This is a genomic window from Streptomyces sp. NPDC058335 (genome assembly GCF_042723915.1).
GTDB lineage: Bacteria > Actinomycetota > Actinomycetes > Streptomycetales > Streptomycetaceae > Streptomyces.
Genome location: NZ_JBHXHX010000004.1, coordinates 17,728 through 35,376 on the forward strand (window position 1 = coordinate 17,728; position 17,649 = coordinate 35,376).

At 70.9% G+C, this 17,649-nt stretch carries 19 protein-coding genes; 8 read left to right on the forward strand and 11 right to left on the reverse strand.

Features of this window, described 5'->3' with window-relative positions; all coding sequences use genetic code 11:
• The first annotated feature begins 175 nt into the window (after positions 1 to 175).
• Positions 176 to 1,399 carry a phosphoserine phosphatase SerB gene (gene serB, locus ACFWJX_RS08075; protein WP_383238542.1) on the forward strand — a complete coding sequence of 408 codons (1,224 nt, stop codon included), beginning with the start codon at positions 176 to 178 and terminating at the stop codon, positions 1,397 to 1,399.
• Positions 1,400 to 1,463: 64 nt separating this feature from the next.
• Here serB and ACFWJX_RS08080 read toward each other — a convergent pair whose 3' ends face one another.
• The 4 genes from ACFWJX_RS08080 to ACFWJX_RS08095 all read right to left on the reverse strand — a co-directional run bounded on the left by ACFWJX_RS08080 (position 1,464) and on the right by ACFWJX_RS08095 (position 3,966).
• Entirely contained in the window at positions 1,464 to 1,982 is a 519-nt protein-coding gene (locus ACFWJX_RS08080; RefSeq protein WP_383238545.1) for a SixA phosphatase family protein, read from the reverse strand.
• 106 nt (positions 1,983 to 2,088) lie between these two features.
• Positions 2,089 to 2,295, reverse strand: a complete 207-nt coding sequence (locus ACFWJX_RS08085; protein WP_383238548.1) for a hypothetical protein — start codon at positions 2,293 to 2,295, stop codon at positions 2,089 to 2,091.
• Positions 2,296 to 2,468: 173 nt separating this feature from the next.
• A complete protein-coding gene (locus ACFWJX_RS08090; RefSeq protein ID WP_383238551.1) occupies positions 2,469 to 2,585 on the reverse strand; it encodes an SGM_5486 family transporter-associated protein in 117 nt (38 codons plus the stop codon).
• 70 nt (positions 2,586 to 2,655) lie between these two features.
• Entirely contained in the window at positions 2,656 to 3,966 is a 1,311-nt protein-coding gene (locus tag ACFWJX_RS08095; protein WP_383238554.1) for a CynX/NimT family MFS transporter, read from the reverse strand.
• An 82-nt stretch (positions 3,967 to 4,048) separates the two neighbouring features.
• Between ACFWJX_RS08095 and ACFWJX_RS08100 the strand changes: the two genes are divergently transcribed.
• The gene (locus ACFWJX_RS08100; RefSeq protein WP_383238557.1) at positions 4,049 to 4,738 is read left to right on the forward strand and encodes a FadR/GntR family transcriptional regulator; all 690 of its coding nucleotides are present in this window, start codon (positions 4,049 to 4,051) and stop codon (positions 4,736 to 4,738) included.
• Here the strand turns inward: ACFWJX_RS08100 and ACFWJX_RS08105 are convergent.
• The 3 genes from ACFWJX_RS08105 to fabG all read right to left on the reverse strand — a co-directional run bounded on the left by ACFWJX_RS08105 (position 4,719) and on the right by fabG (position 6,708).
• Positions 4,719 to 5,072: a hypothetical protein gene (locus tag ACFWJX_RS08105; protein ID WP_383238560.1), complete on the reverse strand. Its 354-nt coding sequence runs from the start codon at positions 5,070 to 5,072 to the stop codon at positions 4,719 to 4,721. The two genes, ACFWJX_RS08100 and ACFWJX_RS08105, sit on opposite strands and share 20 nt — an antisense overlap.
• A 158-nt stretch (positions 5,073 to 5,230) precedes the next feature.
• Positions 5,231 to 5,998 (reverse strand): enoyl-ACP reductase FabI, encoded by a 768-nt coding sequence (gene fabI, locus ACFWJX_RS08110; RefSeq protein WP_073496525.1) that lies wholly within the window; start codon positions 5,996 to 5,998, stop codon positions 5,231 to 5,233.
• Between the two features lie 5 nt (positions 5,999 to 6,003).
• Complete coding sequence (gene fabG / locus ACFWJX_RS08115; RefSeq protein ID WP_383238562.1) at positions 6,004 to 6,708, reverse strand: 3-oxoacyl-[acyl-carrier-protein] reductase; 705 nt, start codon at positions 6,706 to 6,708, stop codon at positions 6,004 to 6,006.
• Between the two features lie 242 nt (positions 6,709 to 6,950).
• On the opposite strand from fabG, the gene ACFWJX_RS08120 reads away from it, so the two are divergent.
• From ACFWJX_RS08120 to tyrS, 3 genes are read left to right on the forward strand one after another with little or no spacing between them, the layout of a single operon-like run.
• A complete protein-coding gene (locus ACFWJX_RS08120; protein WP_383238564.1) occupies positions 6,951 to 8,474 on the forward strand; it encodes a TldD/PmbA family protein in 1,524 nt (507 codons plus the stop codon).
• Positions 8,471 to 9,865: a metallopeptidase TldD-related protein gene (locus ACFWJX_RS08125; protein WP_383238567.1), complete on the forward strand. Its 1,395-nt coding sequence runs from the start codon at positions 8,471 to 8,473 to the stop codon at positions 9,863 to 9,865. Before ACFWJX_RS08120 ends, ACFWJX_RS08125 begins: the two co-directional genes overlap by 4 nt.
• Positions 9,866 to 9,921: 56 nt before the next feature.
• A complete protein-coding gene (gene tyrS, locus ACFWJX_RS08130; RefSeq protein WP_383238569.1) occupies positions 9,922 to 11,190 on the forward strand; it encodes a tyrosine--tRNA ligase in 1,269 nt (422 codons plus the stop codon).
• A gap of 80 nt (positions 11,191 to 11,270) precedes the next feature.
• Here tyrS and ACFWJX_RS08135 read toward each other — a convergent pair whose 3' ends face one another.
• Complete coding sequence (locus ACFWJX_RS08135) at positions 11,271 to 11,549, reverse strand: GlsB/YeaQ/YmgE family stress response membrane protein (RefSeq protein ID WP_086769327.1); 279 nt, start codon at positions 11,547 to 11,549, stop codon at positions 11,271 to 11,273.
• Between the two features lie 199 nt (positions 11,550 to 11,748).
• Here ACFWJX_RS08135 and ACFWJX_RS08140 point away from each other — a divergent pair, with 199 nt between their 5' ends.
• Positions 11,749 to 12,195 carry a DUF3099 domain-containing protein gene (locus ACFWJX_RS08140; protein ID WP_383238572.1) on the forward strand — a complete coding sequence of 149 codons (447 nt, stop codon included), beginning with the start codon at positions 11,749 to 11,751 and terminating at the stop codon, positions 12,193 to 12,195.
• Positions 12,196 to 12,370: 175 nt separating this feature from the next.
• The gene (locus ACFWJX_RS08145) at positions 12,371 to 12,628 is read left to right on the forward strand and encodes a hypothetical protein (protein WP_383238575.1); all 258 of its coding nucleotides are present in this window, start codon (positions 12,371 to 12,373) and stop codon (positions 12,626 to 12,628) included.
• Here ACFWJX_RS08145 and moaA read toward each other — a convergent pair.
• The 3 genes from moaA to ACFWJX_RS08160 all read right to left on the reverse strand — a co-directional run bounded on the left by moaA (position 12,625) and on the right by ACFWJX_RS08160 (position 15,766).
• A complete protein-coding gene (gene moaA / locus ACFWJX_RS08150; RefSeq protein WP_383238578.1) occupies positions 12,625 to 13,614 on the reverse strand; it encodes a GTP 3',8-cyclase MoaA in 990 nt (329 codons plus the stop codon). The genes ACFWJX_RS08145 and moaA overlap by 4 nt on opposite strands.
• A gap of 161 nt (positions 13,615 to 13,775) precedes the next feature.
• Entirely contained in the window at positions 13,776 to 15,413 is a 1,638-nt protein-coding gene (locus tag ACFWJX_RS08155) for a cation acetate symporter (protein ID WP_383238581.1), read from the reverse strand.
• The gene (locus ACFWJX_RS08160) at positions 15,410 to 15,766 is read right to left on the reverse strand and encodes a DUF485 domain-containing protein (RefSeq protein ID WP_383238584.1); all 357 of its coding nucleotides are present in this window, start codon (positions 15,764 to 15,766) and stop codon (positions 15,410 to 15,412) included. The genes ACFWJX_RS08155 and ACFWJX_RS08160 overlap by 4 nt, the downstream gene beginning before the upstream one ends.
• 309 nt (positions 15,767 to 16,075) lie before the next feature.
• Between ACFWJX_RS08160 and ACFWJX_RS08165 the strand changes: the two genes are divergently transcribed.
• Positions 16,076 to 17,605 carry a S8 family serine peptidase gene (locus tag ACFWJX_RS08165; RefSeq protein ID WP_383238587.1) on the forward strand — a complete coding sequence of 510 codons (1,530 nt, stop codon included), beginning with the start codon at positions 16,076 to 16,078 and terminating at the stop codon, positions 17,603 to 17,605.
• Positions 17,606 to 17,649 lie beyond the last annotated feature (44 nt).

The following is a 17,649-nucleotide window of genomic DNA, read 5'->3' on the forward strand; positions in this document are numbered from 1 at the left end:
CGGCCTGCGGACGGCGCCCGGACGGCGGCATGAGTGCGACTGCTCATCCGTGCCTCGCCAACTGCTTACCGTCGTTCCTCGACGCCATCGCCGCGCGCACGACACCCACTTTCCGTGTCCGCCAGGCGGACCTCGGCGGCGGGAGGCACTGGGTGCCGGATACGGTGGGTGCACCATGAGCGCTTCGCAGACCTCGCCGACCTCGCCCTCCGATGTCCCGACTCTCCTTGTCAAGATCTTCGGCAAGGACAGGCCGGGTATCACGGCCGGCCTCTTCGACACCCTCGCCGCCTACTCCGTCGACGTGGTCGACATCGAGCAGGTCGTCACCCGTGGCCGCATGGTGCTGTGCGCGCTCGTGACCGAGCCGCCGCGCGGGCTGGAGGGAGACCTGCGGTCGACCGTCCACAGCTGGGCTGAGTCGATGAAGATGCAGGCGGAGATCATCTCCGGCCTCGGCGACAACCGGCCGCGTGGCCTCGGGCGGTCCCTGGTCACCGTGCTCGGGCATCCGCTCACCGCGGAGGCCACCGCCTCCGTCGCCGCCACGATCACCAAGGTCGGCGGCAACATCGACCGTATCTTCCGGCTGGCGAAGTACCCGGTCACCGCCGTCGAATTCGCGGTCTCCGGGGTGGAGACGGCGCCGCTGCGCACCGCCCTGGTCACCGACGCTGCGGCACTCGGTGTCGACGTCGCCGTGGTGGCCGCGGGTCTGCACCGGCGCGCCCAGCGGCTGGTCGTCATGGACGTCGACTCCACACTCATCCAGGACGAGGTGATCGAACTCTTCGCGGCGCACGCCGGCTGCGAGAACGAGGTCGCGGAGGTCACGGCGGCGGCGATGCGCGGCGAGCTGGACTTCGAGCAGTCGCTGCACGCGCGGGTGGCGTTGCTGGAAGGGCTGGATGCCTCGGTCGTGGACAAGGTGCGCGCCGAAGTGCGGCTGACGCCGGGCGCCCGTACGTTGATCCGCACGCTGAAGCGGCTGGGCTACCAGGTGGGGGTCGTCTCCGGCGGCTTCACCCAGGTCACCGACGACCTCAAGGAACGGCTGGGGCTGGACTTCGCGCAGGCCAACACCCTGGAGATCGTCGACGGGAAGCTGACCGGCCGGGTCACCGGGGAGATCGTGGACCGCGCGGGCAAGGCGAGGCTGCTGCGCAGGTTCGCCGCGGAGGCGGGCGTACCGCTGTCGCAGACGGTGGCGATCGGTGATGGCGCCAATGACCTGGACATGCTGAACGCGGCCGGTCTCGGGGTCGCCTTCAACGCCAAGCCGGTGGTGCGGGAGGCCGCGCACACGGCGGTGAACGTGCCGTTCCTGGACACCGTCCTGTATCTGCTGGGCGTCACCCGGGAAGAGGTCGAGGCGGCGGACACGCACGACGACCGGTAGCGGCGGCGGATGTACGACCGCGGGGCCCGGCGTGCCGCCGGGCCTCACGCATGCCGGGCCGGTGCTACTCGGACGGCGCCCAGTAGTCGACGAGCGTGGCCGCACCGGGCTCCAGGGACTTCCAGGAGCCGTCGAAGGTCAGGACGGCGAAGGCGGCCGCGGGGAAGCCGCGGCGGGTCATCCGCTCGCGGGCGTCGCCCTCGGCGGCACCGGAGAGGATGTCGGCGAGGCCCTCGATGCCCGGGTTGTGGCCGACCAGGACGACGTTGCGCACGTCGTCCTGGACCTCGTTGAGCAGGGCGATCAGCTCGCCCGGGGAGGCCTCGTAGATCCGCTCCTCGTAGACCGTCTTCGGCCGGTGCGGAAGCTCGTGGACGGCGAGCTTCCACGTCTCGCGGGTGCGGGTCGCGCTGGAACACAGGGCCAGGTCGACGGGGATGCCGGTGTCGGTCAGCTTGCGTCCGGCGACGGCTGCGTCCTGGCGGCCCCGGTCAGCGAGCGGTCGCTCGTGGTCGGTCACCTGTGGCCAGTCGGCTTTCGCATGCCGGAAGAGGACGATCCTGCGGGGTTCTGCGACGCTCATGGCTCCCAGCTTCGCATGAAACAGGCCATGGGGCGCAGGGAGTTGACATGCGCCTTCACCTGGGGTCGGGGTGTGAAGCCGTGCGCCCGGGGCGTGATCGACAGCGCTAGCGCGCGACGAGCTGCCGTACGCGGTCGACGAGGTCGGTGATCAGCGGGTCGCCGGAGGCCGCCTGGGCGTCGGACGGGTTCAGTATCAGCGCGAGGAGGGCCACGAAGGCCAGGGTCGGCAGGGCCAGCGCCCACCAGGGCAGCCGGGTGCCGACTCCGCCCGGGGCGGCCCGGTGGGGCCTGGTGTGCGTGGTGGCCGACATGGGTGCCTCCGCTGGTCTTCGAGGGGTCCGGGCCGCGTCACGCGGCCACATCTCGAAGGTACGGACCCGGCGACTCCCGGCCCATCCGGTGATCCACCCACTTGACCCTGACCCTCACCCCCTAGGGGACAGGGGGGTTAACCCCACCGTGCCCGGCCGGGGGCCGGGCCGCGTCAGGGGGAGGCGATGGTGGCGATGATCCCGATGATCACAAAAATGAGGAGGAACGAGCCGAAGACGAGCAGCATCTTCTTCTGGCCGTTCTTGGGGTTCGGGTCGAGCACTGGCATGCGCCCAGTCTCGCACCCGGCGCACGGTGCGGTCCCCGCGGGGTCGGCGGGCTCTCAGGCTTCGGCGCCGTCAGCGGGCGGCCTCGTCCTCCACCGTGCGGTCACGGCCGGCGAGGACGCCCACGGCCATCTGCGGGATCATCAGCGCCGCCATCAGCGCGAGGGGCAGACCCCAGCCGCCGCTGTGCTGGTAGAGCACGCCGACCAGGAGTGGGCCCGGGATCGACAGCAGGTAGCCGGCGCTCTGCGCGAAGGCCGACAGCTGGGCCACTCCCCCGCCGGTCCTGGCCCGCATCCCGACCAGCGTGAGGGCCAGCGGGAAGGCGCAGTTCGAGACGCCGAGCAGCAGGGCCCAGGCCCAGGCGCCGGCGGCGGGGGCGAGGTGCAGACCGGCGTACCCGACGAGGCCGCACAGGCCGAGCGCGACGACGATGGGGCCCTGGTGCGGCAGCCGGGTCGCCACGCGCGGGATGACGAAGGCCAACGGCACCCCCATCACCATCGTGACCGCCAGGAGCAGTCCCGCCGTGCTCGCGGGCACGCCCGCGTCGCGGAAGATCTGCGGCATCCAGCCCATGGTGATGTAGGCGGCGGTGGCCTGGAGCCCGAAGAAGACGGCGAGCGCCCAGGCGGTGGGGCTGCGGGTGATGCGCAGAACCGCCGGTGCCTCCACGCGCGCGGAGGCCTGCGCGGCGGGCGTCGTCCCCCGCTCCCGGGCCGCCAGCGGCAGCCACGGCAGTACGGCCGCTGCCGCCAGGCCCGCCCAGACCACCAGCCCGGACCGCCAGCCGCCGCCCAGCGCGTCGGTCATGGGCACGGTGACCGCGGCGGCGGCCGAGGTGCCGAGGGCTAGGGCCATCGAGTAGAGGCCGGTCATGGAACCGACCCGGTCGGGGAACCAGCGCTTGACGATGACCGGCATCAGGACGTTGCTGACGGCGATGCCCATGAGGGCGAGGGCGCTGGCGGCGAGGAAGCCGGCCGTACCGCCCGCGTACGGCCGTATGAGCAGGCCCGCGGTGATGGCGGCCATGCCCGCGCAGACCACCGCGGCGGCGCCGAAGCGGCGGGCGAGGCGGGGCGCCATGACGCCGAAGACGGCGAAGCAGAGCGGGGGCACGGAGGTGAGGAGACCGGCCACGCTGCCACTCATGCCGAGGCCGTCACGGACCTCTTCCAGGAGGGCGCCGAGGCTGGTGATGGCCGGGCGGAGGTTGAGGGCGGCGAGCACGATGCCGACGACGACCAGGCGGGTCGCCCACGCGCGCGGGGCGGGCGGCCGGGGCACCGGGTGCCCCGGGGGGCCCGCCTCGCCGACCGGCGGGGGCCCGTCGGTCGCGGGGGCCGTGTCGCGCATGCTCGTGGTGTCCTTGCTCGCCATGCCACCCATCATAGAATCATGGGATGATTGGTTGTCCATCCCCGGATTCCCGCCGCCGGCCCGGCCCGTGCGAAGGTGTGCCATGCCCCTGAGCCATCCCCGTCGCTCGGCGCTGTCCGAGCAGGTCATCGCCGCGCTGCGCACCCAGATCACCTCGGGCGAGTGGCCGGTCGGCTCGCGCATCCCGACGGAGCCCGAGCTGGTCGAGCAGCTGGGCGTCGCGCGCAACACCGTCCGTGAGGCCGTCCGCGCGCTCGCGCACAACGGCCTGCTGGACATCCGTCAGGGATCGGGCACCTACGTGGTGGCGACCAGCGAGCTGGCGGGCGTGATGCACCGCCGCTTCGCGGACGCCGACCCGCGGCACATCGCGGAACTGCGCGCCACCCTGGAGTCGGGCGCGGCACGGCTGGCCGCCGAGCGGCGTACGGAGAAGGACCTCAAGCAGCTGGACACGCTGCTGCTGCGCCGCGAGGAGGCGTGGGAGTCGGGGGACGCCGAGGCCTTCGTGACGGCGGACGCGACCTTCCACCTGGCGGTGGTGGCCGCCTCCCACAACGACGCGATGACCGCCATGTACGCCGATCTCGGCGAGGTCCTGCGGGACTGGCTGCGCGAGGACGTCGGCGACGAACTGACGCCGGAGACGCACATGGACCACACGCGGCTGGTCGACGCGATCCGCGCGGGGGACGCGGAGACTGCGGCCGTCGAGGCGGCGAGCTATCCCTTCCTGTGCCGGCCCGGACGGTTCACACCCGCTGGTGGCTGACCCAGGCCGCGCCGACCTCCTTCCAGCAGCGACCGGTCAGCCGTACGGTCACGGCGGGTCCCACGTCGGCGGGGGCGCCGTCGGTGTCCAGGTCCCACCAGCGCGCGCACTCGATGTGCAGGCGTACCCGGTCGGTGACGGCGTAGGGGTTGTGGCAGTAGGCGGTCACCCGGGACCCGTCGACGCTGGTCCGGCACTCCGCGGCGAGCAGTTCCTCGGCTACGGCGGCGGCGTGCCCTGCCGGCACGCGCGCGTGGGGCAGCGCGTCGCGCGGCAGGGACAGGACGAGGGAGACGGCGACGGTCACTGGGGCCACGCTGCGGAACAGGCGCACAAAGGGACCTCCTCGGCCGGGCTGGGGAGGGAAGCGCTACGGACGCGCACTTCAGAGTGCGGTGCGCGGCTGCTCCGCCGCCCGGCCGGGTGCGCCGAACGGGTGACGCCCCGCTTCCCGCGCGAGGCGGGCGGCGGGGCGTCGACGAGGGGGGTGGATCAGGCGCCGATGGCGTGCAGGCCGCCGTCCACGTGGATGATCTCGCCGGTGGTCTTCGGGAACCAGTCGCTCAGCAGGGCGACGATGCCACGGCCGGCCGGATCGGGGTCCTTGAGGTCCCACTCGAGCGGGGAGCGGGTGTCCCACACGGCGGCCAGGTCGCCGAAGCCCGGGATGGACTTCGCGGCCATCGAGCCGAGGGGGCCCGCGGAGATGAGGTTGCAGCGGATGTTCTGCTTGCCCAGGTCGCGCGCCATGTAGCGGCTGGTGGCCTCCAGGGCCGCCTTGGCCGGGCCCATCCAGTCGTACTGCGGCCAGGCGTACTGCGCGTCGAAGGTGAGGCCGACGACGGAGCCGCCGTTCTGCATCAGCGGCAGGCAGGCCATGGTGAGCGACTTCAGGGAGAACGCCGAGACGTGCATCGCCGTGGCGACCGACTCGAACGGCGTGTTGAGGAAGTTGCCGCCGAGGGCGTCCTGCGGGGCGAAGCCGATGGAGTGCACGACGCCGTCGAGGCCGCCCAGCTCCTCGCCGACGACGTCGGCCAGGCGGCCCAGGTGCTCGTCGTTGGTCACGTCCAGCTCGATGACCTTGGTGGGCTTGGGCAGCTTCCGGGCGATGCGCTCGGTCAGCGTGGGCCGCGGGAACGCGGTCAGGATGATCTCCGCGCCCTGCTCCTGGGCCAGCTTGGCGGCGTGGAAGGCGATGGAGGACTCCATCAGCACACCGGAGATCAGGACGCGCTTGCCCTCGAGAATTCCGCTCATGGTGATCAGTGACCCATTCCCAGTCCGCCGTCTACGGGGATGACGGCTCCAGTGATGTACGAGGCGTCGTCCGAGGCGAGGAACCGCACCGTCGCGGCGATCTCGTCGGGCTGCGCGTACCGGCCGAGCGGCACCTGCGAGACGATGTTCGCGCGCTGCTCGTCGGTCAGCGCCTGCGTCATGTCGGTGTCGACGAAGCCCGGCGCGACGACGTTGAAGGTGATGTTGCGCGACCCCAGCTCACGGGCGAGGGAACGCGCGAAGCCGACCAGGCCGGCCTTGGAGGCGGCGTAGTTCGCCTGCCCCGCGGAGCCGAGCAGCCCGACCACCGAGGAGATGAGCACGACACGGCCCTTGCGGGCGCGCAGCATGGCGCGGTTGGCGCGCTTGACGACGCGGAAGGTTCCGGTGAGGTTGGTGTCCAGGACCGAGGTGAAGTCCTCCTCGGACATGCGCATCAGGAGCTGGTCCTTGGTGACGCCTGCGTTGGCGATCAGGACCTCGACCGGGCCGTGCTGGGCCTCGATCTCCTTGTAGGCCTGCTCCACCTGCTCGGGGTCGGTGATGTCGCACCTGACGGCCAAGAAGCCGGCCGGCGGCTCCCCCGACCGGTATGTGATCGCGACCTTGTCGCCTGCGTCGGCGAACGCGCGGGCGATGGCGAGGCCGATGCCTCGGTTGCCTCCGGTGACGAGAACCGAGCGGCTCAACGGATCACCCTTTCCGTAGGGGTCTTGACACACCGCCCGAGACCTGAAAGGCAGGCGGCTTCCCTCGAAACCTATCGGTACGCCGACGCCGTCGGACATCAGGGCACCGACAGCGCGTCACGGGGCTGGCTGTGGGGTTTCTACAGAAATTGCCTGAGCGGGCCGGAAAGCTGTGGTCCGGGGGTTCGCTCGCGCGACATGATCGAAGCCATCACAGGCGACGACCACAGGGAGATACCCAGGTGCCTCACAGCATCGACGAAAGTTTCACGGCACTGCCGTTGCGGGCCCTCGCGGACGCCGCCCTGGCACGCGCGCGTGCGCTCGGCGCGGACCACGCCGACTTCCGGTTCGAGCGGGTGCGCAGCGCGTCCTGGCGGCTCCGGGACGCCCGGCCCTCGGGGTCGTCGGACACCACCGACCTCGGGTACGCGGTGCGCGTGGTGCACGGCGGGACGTGGGGGTTCGCGTCCGGTGTGGATCTGACGATGGACGCCGCGGCCAAGGTCGCCTCGCAGGCGGTGGCGATGGCGAAGCTGTCCGCGCAGGTGATCAAGGCGGCCGGGTCCGACGAGCGCGTGGAGCTGGCCGGCGAGCCGGTGCACGCCGACCGCACCTGGGTCTCGTCGTACGAGATCGATCCGTTCACGGTGCCGGACGAGGAGAAGGCGGCGCTGCTCGCGGACTGGAGCGCGCGGCTGCTGGCGGCCGACGGGATCAACCATGTCGACGCGTCGCTGCTCACCGTCCACGAGAACAAGTTCTACGCCGACACGGCGGGCACGGTGACCACCCAGCAGCGGGTACGGCTGCACCCGGCGCTGACGGCGGTGTCGGTGGACGAGTCCAGCGGTGAGTTCGACTCGATGCGGACGATCGCGCCGCCGGCCGGGCGCGGCTGGGAGTACCTCACCGGCACCGGCTGGGACTGGGACGAGGAGCTGGAGCGGATCCCGGAGCTGCTCGCCGAGAAGATGCGGGCGCCGAGCGTCGAGCCGGGTCTGTACGACCTGGTGGTCGACCCGTCCAACCTGTGGCTGACCATCCACGAGTCCATCGGGCACGCCACCGAGCTGGACCGGGCCCTCGGCTACGAGGCGGCCTACGCCGGTACCTCCTTCGCCACCTTCGACCAGCTCGGCAAGCTGCGGTACGGCTCGGATCTGATGAACGTGACCGGTGACCGTACCGCCGAGCACGGTCTGGCGACCGTCGGCTTCGACGACGAGGGCGTCGAGGCGCAGTCATGGGACCTGGTCAAGGACGGCACGCTCGTCGGCTACCAGCTGGACCGGCGGATCGCGAAGCTGACCGGGTTCGAGCGCTCCAACGGGTGCGCGTTCGCCGACTCCCCCGGGCATGTGCCGGTGCAGCGCATGGCCAATGTGTCGTTGCGTCCCGACCCGGCGGGGATGCCCACCGAGGGCCTGATCGGCAGCGTGGACCGCGGGATCTACGTCGTCGGGGACCGGTCCTGGTCGATCGACATGCAGCGCTACAACTTCCAGTTCACCGGGCAGCGGTTCTTCCGGATCGAGAACGGGCGGATCACCGGGCAGCTGCGGGACGTGGCCTACCAGGCGACGACCACCGACTTCTGGGGCTCCATGGCGGCCGTCGGCGGCCCGCAGACGTACGTCCTGGGCGGCGCCTTCAACTGCGGCAAGGCCCAGCCGGGCCAGGTCGCGGCCGTGTCGCACGGCTGCCCGTCCGCCCTGTTCAAGGGCGTCAACATCCTCAACACGACGCAGGAGGCCGGCCGATGAGCGCCCGTACCGACAAGCCGCACGAGGTCGTGGAGCGCGCGCTGGAGCTGTCGCGGGCCGACGGCTGTGTCGTGATCGCCGACGAGCAGTCGACCGCCAATCTGCGCTGGGCGGGCAACGCGCTGACCACCAACGGCGTCACGCGCGGGCGCACGCTCACCGTGATCGCGACCGTCGACGGCAAGGAGGGCACCGCCTCCGGGGTCGTGTCGCGGTCCGCGGTGACCGCGGACGAGCTGGAGCCGCTGGTGCGGGCCGCCGAGGCCGCCGCGCGCGGTGCCGCACCCGCCGAGGACGCGCAGCCGCTGGTGACGGGCGTGGCGCAGTCCCCCGAGTTCACCGAGGCTCCCGTCGAGACCTCGTCCGCGGTGTTCGCCGACTTCGCCCCGGCCCTGGGCGAGGCGTTCGCCCGCGCGCGTGCGGGTGGCCGGGAGTTGTACGGCTTCGCCAATCACGAGCTGGTCTCGACCTACCTGGGCACGTCGACGGGGCTGCGGCTGCGGCACGACCAGCCCAACGGGACGCTGGAGTTGAACGCCAAGTCGCCGGACCGTACGCGGTCGGCCTGGGCGGGCCGCTCGACGCGGGACTTCAAGGACGTCGACCCGGCGGCGCTCGACGCCGAGCTGGCCGTACGGCTGGGCTGGGCGGAGCGGCGGATCGAGCTGCCCGCGGGGCGGTACGAGACGCTGCTGCCGCCGACCGCGGTCGCGGACCTGATGATCTACCAGCTGTGGTCGGCGTCGGGCCGGGACGCGGTCGAGGGGCGGACGGTGTTCTCGAAGCCGGGCGGTGGCACCCGTCTCGGCGAGCGGCTGACCGAGCTGCCGCTGACCCTGCGCAGCGACCCCAACGAGCCGGGTCTGGAGTCGGCGCCGTTCGTCGTGGCGCACTCCTCGGGCGGCGACCGGTCGGTGTTCGACAACGGGCTCCCGATCCCGGCCACCGAGTGGATCGGCGGCGGCGAACTGAAGCACCTCACCACGAGCCGGCACAGCGCGGCCCTGACCGGCCTGCCGGTGGCTCCCGGTACCGACAACCTCATCCTGGACGGCGGTTCCGACCGGTCGCTGGACGACATGGTCGCGAGCACCACGCGCGGGCTGCTGCTGACCTGCCTGTGGTACATCCGCGAGGTGGACCCGGCGACGCTGCTGCTGACCGGGCTGACCCGGGACGGCGTCTACCTCGTCGAGGACGGCGAGGTCGTGGGCGAGGTGACCAACTTCCGGTTCAACGAGTCCCCGGTCGGCCTGCTGGGCCGGGCCACGGAGGCCGGGCGCACGGAGAAGACGCTGCCCAGGGAGTGGAGCGACTGGTTCACCAGGTCCGCGATGCCCGCGCTGCGGGTGCCGGATTTCAATATGAGTTCTGTCAGTCAGGGCGTATAACCTCGTAGCCGGTGGTCGCTCGGCCGCCCGAAGATCATCAAGGAGATACGAGAACAGTGACGGACATCGTCGACGAACTGAAGTGGCGCGGGCTGATCGCCCTCTCCACCGACGAGGACGCATTGCGCAAGGCGTTCGCGGACGGTCCTGTCACGTTCTATTGCGGCTTCGACCCGACCGCGCCCAGCCTGCATCTCGGCAACCTCGTGCAGATCCTCACGATGCGCCGGATCCAGCAGGCGGGCAACCGCCCGCTGGGCCTGGTCGGGGGTGCCACCGGTCTGATCGGTGACCCGAAGCCGAACTCCGAGCGCACGCTGAACGCCCCCGAGGTCGTCGCCCAGTGGGTGGAGCGGCTGCGCGGCCAGATCGCCCCGCTGCTGGACTTCGAGGGCCCGAACGCGGCGGTCATGGTCAACAACCTGGACTGGACGCAGGGCCTGTCGGCCATCGAGTTCCTGCGCGACATCGGCAAGCACTTCCGGGTCAACAAGATGATCGCGAAGGAGGCCGTCGCCCGGCGGCTCAACTCCGACGCGGGCATCAGCTACACCGAGTTCAGTTACCAGATCCTGCAGGGCATGGACTTCCTGGAGCTGTACCGGCGGTACGGCTGCACGCTGCAGACCGGCGGCAGCGACCAGTGGGGCAACCTCACCTCGGGCACCGAGCTGATCCACAAGGTCGAGCCCGACGCCGTGGTGCACGCCCTGGGCACGCCGCTGATCACCAAGGCCGACGGCACCAAGTTCGGCAAGACGGAGTCCGGCACGGTCTGGCTCGACCCCGAGATGACCACGCCGTACGCCTTCTACCAGTTCTGGCTGAACGCGGACGACCGGGACGCCTCCAAGTTCCTGCGCATCTTCAGTTTCAGGTCGCGCGAGGAGATCGAGGAGCTGGAGCGGCAGACCGCGGAGCGGCCGCAGGCCCGTGCCGCGCAGCGCGCGCTGGCCGAGGAGCTGACGACGCTGGTGCACGGCGCCGACCAGACGGCAGCCGTGACCGCCGCGTCCAGGGCCCTCTTCGGGCAGGGCGAGCTGGCCGAACTCGACGAGAGGACGCTGGCCGCGTCCCTCTCCGAGGTGCCGCACATCCAGGTCTCCGAGCTGGGCCTCGTGGTCGACCTCTTCGCCGAGGTCGGCCTGGTGGCCAGCAAGTCCGCGGCCCGGCGGACGGTGAAGGAGGGCGGGGCCTACGTGAACAACGTCAAGGTCACCGCGGAGGACGCCGTCCCGGCGGCGGAGGATCTGCTGCACGGGCGCTGGCTGGTGCTGCGGCGCGGCAAGAAGAACCTGGCCGCCGTCGAGGTGACCGGGGCGTAGGCGCCTAAGGGGCGCGGGTCCGCTGCGCGGGCCGCGGGTTCCGCGGCCGGTCGCGCGCCGGCCCGCGCCCCTTCGCATGCTCAGGTGCGCTGCTTGCGCTTGCCCAGCGTCGCCATGTACAGCATGTCGCCGAAGGCCACGATGATGACCGCGGCGATCAGCTGGAAGATGTGACGGCTCCAGTCGATGCCGTTGGTCTCGTCGACTCCGAAGCCCCGGGCGACGGCGTTGCCGACGATCGCGCCCAGGATGCCGAAGATGGTGGTCAGCCACAGTGGGCTGTGCTGCTTGCCCGGGATGATCGCCTTCGCGATCAGGCCCAGCACGAATCCCACGATGATCGCCCACAACCAGCCCATGGCTGCCTCCTCGTACGGCTCTACGCCAGCATTGATCTCAGTGTCGGCCCGGCCTCCGTACGCCGCATGTCGGAGACGCCGTACGCGGTACGGCGCACCCCGTTCGCCCGGACCGGCGGCGACCCGCTTTCGGGGGCGGCCCGGCAGCGGCGTACCGTGGTGGACGGGGCGAGTTCGAGCGGGCGGATGGTGGAATGTGATGCGGAAGCAGCACGGCGGCGGCGACGTCCAGGTGTTCCGGATCACCGGGGCACGTCAGGGGCTCCAGGATGATGTGCGGGGCCGGCAGCGGCGGTATGTGATCTCGATGTCGGTCCGTACCGTGGCGGTGGTCCTGGCGGCGACGCTGTGGAACGTGGAACGGCATGTTGCGGTGGTGGCGCTGGTCCTGGGTGTGGTCCTGCCGTATGTCGCGGTGGTGATCGCCAATGCCGGGCGGGAGAACGCGCCGGGACTCCCGTCGACGTTCGTGACCGCCCCGCTGCCGCCGATGATCACTCCCCCGCGCGCGGACGAAGCGGAGGAACGGGCGGCGCAAGAGGAGCCCCTCGCGGAATCCGCGCGGGAGGAAACGGCATCCACGCGAGAGGAAACCGAGCCCCTTCCGGGGGACATGGAGGCCGGTCCGGCTGAACGGCGGCCCTGAGCCGGCTCTGCGCCGAGCCCAATAAAAGCTGTGGTTCCAGTGCCGTGGCCCCGGGTCGCCGTGACATACTTCGTACGCGCTCCGCATCCCCCGTCGGAGCGACGGACCGACGCCGGGCAGCTCCCCCCGTGGCTGCTCGGCGTCGCCTTTTTCAGCGCACCTGTGAGACGAACCTGTGAGTGACGAGACCCCGGTCTGCTCCGCGAAGGGCTGCCGCACCGACGCCCTGTGGGTGCTGGCGTGGAACAACCCGAAGATCCACACGCCGGAGCGCCGTAAGACGTGGCTGGCGTGCGAGGAGCATCGGGAGCACCTGTCGCAGTTCCTCGGGGTGCGCGGCTTCCTCAAGGACGTGGTCCTGCTGACGGAGTGGGAGGCCCCCGGCGGATCCGCCGGGGGATCCGCGGGCGGCTCCGCGCAGGGTGGTTCCTAGCCGCCGATCGCCGACATCGGCCGGTCCGGCTGGACGAACGTCGGGTCGTCCAGGCCCGCGCCCGCCTTCTTGCCCCACATCGCCAGGCGCCAGATGCGCGCGATCTCCTCGTCGGAGGCGTCCGAGCGCAGGGCCGCGCGCAGGTCGGTCTCCTCGCGGGCGAAGAGGCAGGTGCGGACCTGGCCGTCGGCCGTGAGGCGGGTGCGGTCGCAGGCCGAGCAGAACGGGCGGGTGACGGAGGCGATGACGCCGACGCGGTGCGGGCCGCCGTCGACGATCCAGCGTTCGGCCGGGGCCGAGCCGCGCTCCCCCGAGCCCTCCTCGGTGAGGTCGAAGCGGGTGCGCAGGGCGGCGAGGATGTCGCCTGCCGTGACCATGCCGTCGCGCTTCCAGCCGTGCTGGGCGTCCAGGGGCATCTGCTCGATGAACCGCAGTTCGTAATCGTGCTCGACGGCCCAGGCGAGGAGGTCGGGGGCCTCGTCGGCGTTCAGCCCCGGCATCAGGACCGAGTTCACCTTGACCGGGGTCAGGCCCGCGTCCCGGGCGGCCTGGAGACCTTCGAGGACGTCCTTGTGGCGGTCACGGCGGGTGAGGGTCTTGAAGACGTCCGGGCGGAGCGTGTCGAGGGAGACATTGACCCGGTCCAGACCCGCTGCCTTGAGGGCCGACGCCGTGCGCCTGAGGCCGATGCCGTTGGTGGTCAGGGACATCTGGGGGCGGGGGCTCAGGGCCGCGACGCGCTCGACGATGCCGACCAGGCCTGGGCGCAGCAGGGGCTCGCCGCCGGTGAAGCGGACCTCCTCGATGCCGAGGGAGGTGACGGCGATGTCTATCAGGCGGACGATCTCGTCGTCCGTGAGCAGGTCCGGCTTGGCCAGCCACTGCAAGCCCTCTTCGGGCATGCAGTAGGTACAGCGCAGGTTGCACCGGTCGGTCAGTGAGACGCGCAGGTCGGTGGCGACCCGGCCGTAGGTGTCGATGAGCACGTGGGCCCCCTCCCGCGTAGCGGATCGCAAGTCTTCCGTCACCTGTGAGCCTACGTGACCCCACCGACAACGAGGGGGCCCGATCTCCACGAGGTACGAAGGGGCCGCGTCGTAGGGATCTACGGATCACCCGCGACGCGGCCCCTTTCGGAAGGGGTGCGTCAGTGTGCGCCGGTGCCGGTCAGGGACCGTACCTCCAGCTCCGCGTACTTGCCGGTGTCGGGCTTCTCCTTGGTGAGGACGGTGCCGAGGAAGCCCATCAGGAAGCCGAAGGGGATGGAGATGATGCCGGGGTTCTTCAGCGGGAACCAGGCGAAGTCGACGTCGGGGAACATCGCCTTGGGGTCGCCGGAGACCACGGGCGAGAACAGCACCAGGCCGACCGCCACGATCAGGCCGCCGTAGATGGACCACAGGGCGCCCTGGGTGGTGAACCGCTTCCAGAACAGGCTGTAGAGGATGGTCGGCAGGTTGGCGGAGGCGGCGACCGCGAAGGCCAGTGCGACCAGGCCGGCCACGTTGAGGTCGCGGGCGAGGGCGCCCAGGCCGATGGAGACGATGCCGATGAAGACGGTCGCCCAGCGGGCCGCGCGGACCTCCTCCGCGCCGGTCGCCTCTCCCTTGCGGATGACGTTGGCGTAGATGTCGTGCGCGAAGGACGACGAGGACGCGAGGGTGAGGCCGGCGACCACGGCGAGGATCGTCGCGAAGGCCACCGCCGAGATCGTGGCCAGCAGGATGGCGCCCCAGGCCGAGTCGACGCCGCCCAGGTGCAGGGCGAGCAGGGGTGCCGCCGTGTTGCCGGACGGGTTGGACGCGATGATCTCTTCCTGCGAGATCAGGGCTGCGGCGCCGAAGCCGAGCGCGATGGTCATCAGGTAGAAACCGCCGATGATGCCGATCGCCCAGTTCACGGACTTCCGGGCGGCCTTGGCGTTGGGCACCGTGTAGAAGCGGATCAGGATGTGCGGCAGGCCGGCGGTGCCGAGGACCAGGGCGATGCCCAGGGAGATGAAGTCCAGCTTGGAGGTGCCGGTGGCGCCGTACTGGAGGCCGGGTTCCAGGAAGGCCGTGCCCTTGCCGCTGTTCTCGGCGGCGCTGCCGAGCAGGTCGGAGATGTTGAAGTTGAACTTCAGCAGCACCAGGAAGGTGATCAGCAGGGTGCCGGTGATGAGCAGCACGGCCTTGACCATCTGCACCCAGGTGGTGCCCTTCATGCCGCCGATGGAGACGTACACGACCATCAGGAGGCCGACCAGGGCGACGATGGCGATCTTGCCGGCGTCGGAGGTGATGCCGAGCAGCAGGGAGACGAGGACGCCCGCGCCCGCCATCTGGGCCAGCAGGTAGAAGATCGAGACGACGATCGTGGAGGTGCCGGCCGCGGTACGGACCGGGCGCTGGCGCATGCGGTAGGCGAGGACGTCGCCCATCGTGTAGCGGCCGGAGTTGCGCAGCGGTTCGGCCACCAGCAACAGGGCCACCAGCCAGGCGACCAGGAAGCCGATGGAGTAGAGGAAGCCGTCGTAGCCGAAGAGGGCGATGGCGCCGGCGATGCCGAGGAACGAGGCGGCCGACATGTAGTCACCGGAGACGGCGAGGCCGTTCTGGAAGGCGCTGAACTGGCGGCCGCCCGCGTAGAAGTCGGCCGCGTCCTTGGTCTGGCGACCCGCCCAGACGGTGATGATGAGCGTCGCTACGACGAACAGGCCGAACAGCGTGATGATGAGCGGCCGGTGCTCGCTGGCCTCGTTGGCCGCGAGGTCGGCGGCGAGAAGAGTCTGCTGCGCGGAAATCATGCGTTGCCCTCCATCCGGGACTTGATCGCCTCGGCCTTGGGGTCGAGCTTCGCGGCGGCGTGCCGCGAGTACCACCAGGCGATGAGGAACGTGGTGAGGAACTGGGCGAGCCCCAGCGCCATGGCGACGTTGATGTTGCCGACGAGCTTGGTGCCCATGAAGTCGCCCGCGTAGTTGGACAGCAGGACGTACAGCAGGTACCAGGCGATGAAGGCGACGGTCAGCGGGAAGGCGAAGCCGCGGTAGGAACGGCGCAGTTCACCGAACTCCGCGCTCTCCTGCACCGCGACGAACTCCTCGGTGGAGGGGAGTTGGGCTGGGGAATTCGAGGGGGGCGGTGTCTCGGTGGCCACGGAGTCTCCTCGCGTTGCGGATGTGGTGGGTAAAGGGGGCGGGCGAGTGTCCTCGCCGTCCCTGCCCAAGGTCACGGCGGCGCACGACGACGGGTTCAACACCTCGCACGGGTTTCCGAAGTGACCTCGGCAGCTCATGGCCAACGAGCGGCGCCCGCCGTAGGTCATGGCCGGTGAACTCACCTGCCGAAGGTCATTGCTGGCCGACGAGTCGGGGAGATAGTTTCGGGCGAGCACCACCCGTCATGTACCTGTCCAGGCACGACCCGTGTCCGGGCAGGTCTCGCTTCCGGATGATGTGGAGACCCCATGGCTCATCTGCCTTCCAGACGCCGCCTCGCCCTCGCGGTGCCCGTCGTGCTGTCGCTGACCGCCTCCCTCGGCTTCCTGCCGACGGCGGCCTCGGCGGCTCCGGTCACGGCTCAGGCCACCCTGACGGCCGACGCCGGAACGCTGGCGTACGTCGTCAACACCAAGGTGGACCACCGCACGATCGGGTCGGTGAAGAAGGCTATCGCCGCGGCCGACGGCACTGTCGTCGCGACCTACGCGAAGATCGGCGTCATCGTCGTGCACTCGGCGAACCCCGACTTCGGCGCACAGATACGCGCGGTGCGCGGGGTGCAGTCGGCGGGCGCGACCCGCACGGCGCCGCTGAGTCTCGCGGGGACGACCGACGAGGGCGCCGCCAAGCTGATGTCCGCGGCCGAGGCCGCGAAGACGGCGAGCGCGTCCGCCGCGGCGGGCGCGAGCGAGCCCCTCGAGGCCGACCAGTGGGACCTGCGCGCCATCGGCGCCGACAAGGCCGCCGCGATCAACCCGGGCAGCGGCAAGGTGACCGTCGCCGTCATCGACACCGGTGTGGACGACACCCACCCGGACCTCGCCCCGAACTTCTCCGCCGCCCAGTCGGCCAACTGTGTCGGCGGTGTCGCGGACACCTCCGAGGGGGCCTGGCGTCCGTACACCGCGGAGGACTACCACGGCACGCATGTCGCCGGTGAGATCGCCGCGGCCCGCAACGGCATCGGCGTGGCCGGCGTCGCGCCCGGCGTGAAGGTGTCCAGCATCAAGGTGAGCGACCCGAAGGACGGCCTCTTCTACCCGGAGAACGTCGTCTGCGCCTTCGTGTTCGCCGCAGATCACGGCGTCGAGGTCACGAACAACAGCTACTACGTGGACCCGTGGCTGTACAACTGCATGGACGACCCCGACCAGAAGGCCATCGTCGACGCGGTCAACAGGGCGCAGCTGTACGCGCAGAAGAAGGGCACGCTCAACGTCGCCTCGGCGGGCAACTCCAATCACGATCTGGACTCCGACGCGATCGTCGACTCCTCCAGCCCGGACGACTCCACTCCGGTGACGCGGACGATCGACCCGCACGAGTGCTTCGACGTGCCGACCCAGCTGCCGGGGGTCGTCACGGTGAGCGCGACGGGCGTCAAGGGCACCAAGTCGTACTACTCCACGTACGGTCTGGGCGCGGTCGACGTGGCGGCGCCGGGCGGCGACCGGTACCAGATCCCGGAGACCCCGTCGGCCAACGGCCGCATCCTGTCGACGATGCCGAACAACGCGTACGGCTTCCTTCAGGGCACCTCGATGGCGTCCCCGCACGTCGCCGGTGTGGCCGCGCTGCTGAAGTCGACCCACCCGTGGGCCTCTCCGGCGACGCTCCAGGCGCTGCTCAAGGCGCAGGCCGACAACCCGGGCTGCCCGGCCGAGCCGTACGACGGCAACGGTGACGGTGTGGTGGACGCGACCTGCGAGGGCGGCAAGCGCGTCAACGGCTTCTTCGGCTTCGGCGTGGTGAACGCGCTGCGTGCGGTGAAGTAGCGGGACGTTCCCGAAGGCCGGGCGGAGTGATCCGCCCGGCCTTT

What these genes read in the sequence shown, in the direction of transcription:
- ACFWJX_RS08125 (WP_383238567.1), top strand. Translation starts at nt 8,471, where the DNA reads ATGAGCGCCCGTACCGACAAGCCGCACGAGGTCGTGGAGCGCGCGCTG.
- ACFWJX_RS08140 (WP_383238572.1), top strand. Translation starts at nt 11,749, where the DNA reads ATGCGGAAGCAGCACGGCGGCGGCGACGTCCAGGTGTTCCGGATCACC.
- ACFWJX_RS08085 (WP_383238548.1), bottom strand. Translation starts at nt 2,295, where the DNA reads ATGTCGGCCACCACGCACACCAGGCCCCACCGGGCCGCCCCGGGCGGA.
- ACFWJX_RS08080 (WP_383238545.1), bottom strand. Translation starts at nt 1,982, where the DNA reads ATGAGCGTCGCAGAACCCCGCAGGATCGTCCTCTTCCGGCATGCGAAA.
- fabI (WP_073496525.1), bottom strand. Translation starts at nt 5,998, where the DNA reads ATGAGCGGAATTCTCGAGGGCAAGCGCGTCCTGATCTCCGGTGTGCTG.
- ACFWJX_RS08090 (WP_383238551.1), bottom strand. Translation starts at nt 2,585, where the DNA reads ATGCCAGTGCTCGACCCGAACCCCAAGAACGGCCAGAAGAAGATGCTG.
- ACFWJX_RS08100 (WP_383238557.1), top strand. Translation starts at nt 4,049, where the DNA reads ATGCCCCTGAGCCATCCCCGTCGCTCGGCGCTGTCCGAGCAGGTCATC.
- ACFWJX_RS08155 (WP_383238581.1), bottom strand. Translation starts at nt 15,413, where the DNA reads ATGATTTCCGCGCAGCAGACTCTTCTCGCCGCCGACCTCGCGGCCAAC.
- ACFWJX_RS08135 (WP_086769327.1), bottom strand. Translation starts at nt 11,549, where the DNA reads ATGGGCTGGTTGTGGGCGATCATCGTGGGATTCGTGCTGGGCCTGATC.
- ACFWJX_RS08095 (WP_383238554.1), bottom strand. Translation starts at nt 3,966, where the DNA reads ATGGCGAGCAAGGACACCACGAGCATGCGCGACACGGCCCCCGCGACC.
- ACFWJX_RS08165 (WP_383238587.1), top strand. Translation starts at nt 16,076, where the DNA reads ATGGCTCATCTGCCTTCCAGACGCCGCCTCGCCCTCGCGGTGCCCGTC.
- serB (WP_383238542.1), top strand. Translation starts at nt 176, where the DNA reads ATGAGCGCTTCGCAGACCTCGCCGACCTCGCCCTCCGATGTCCCGACT.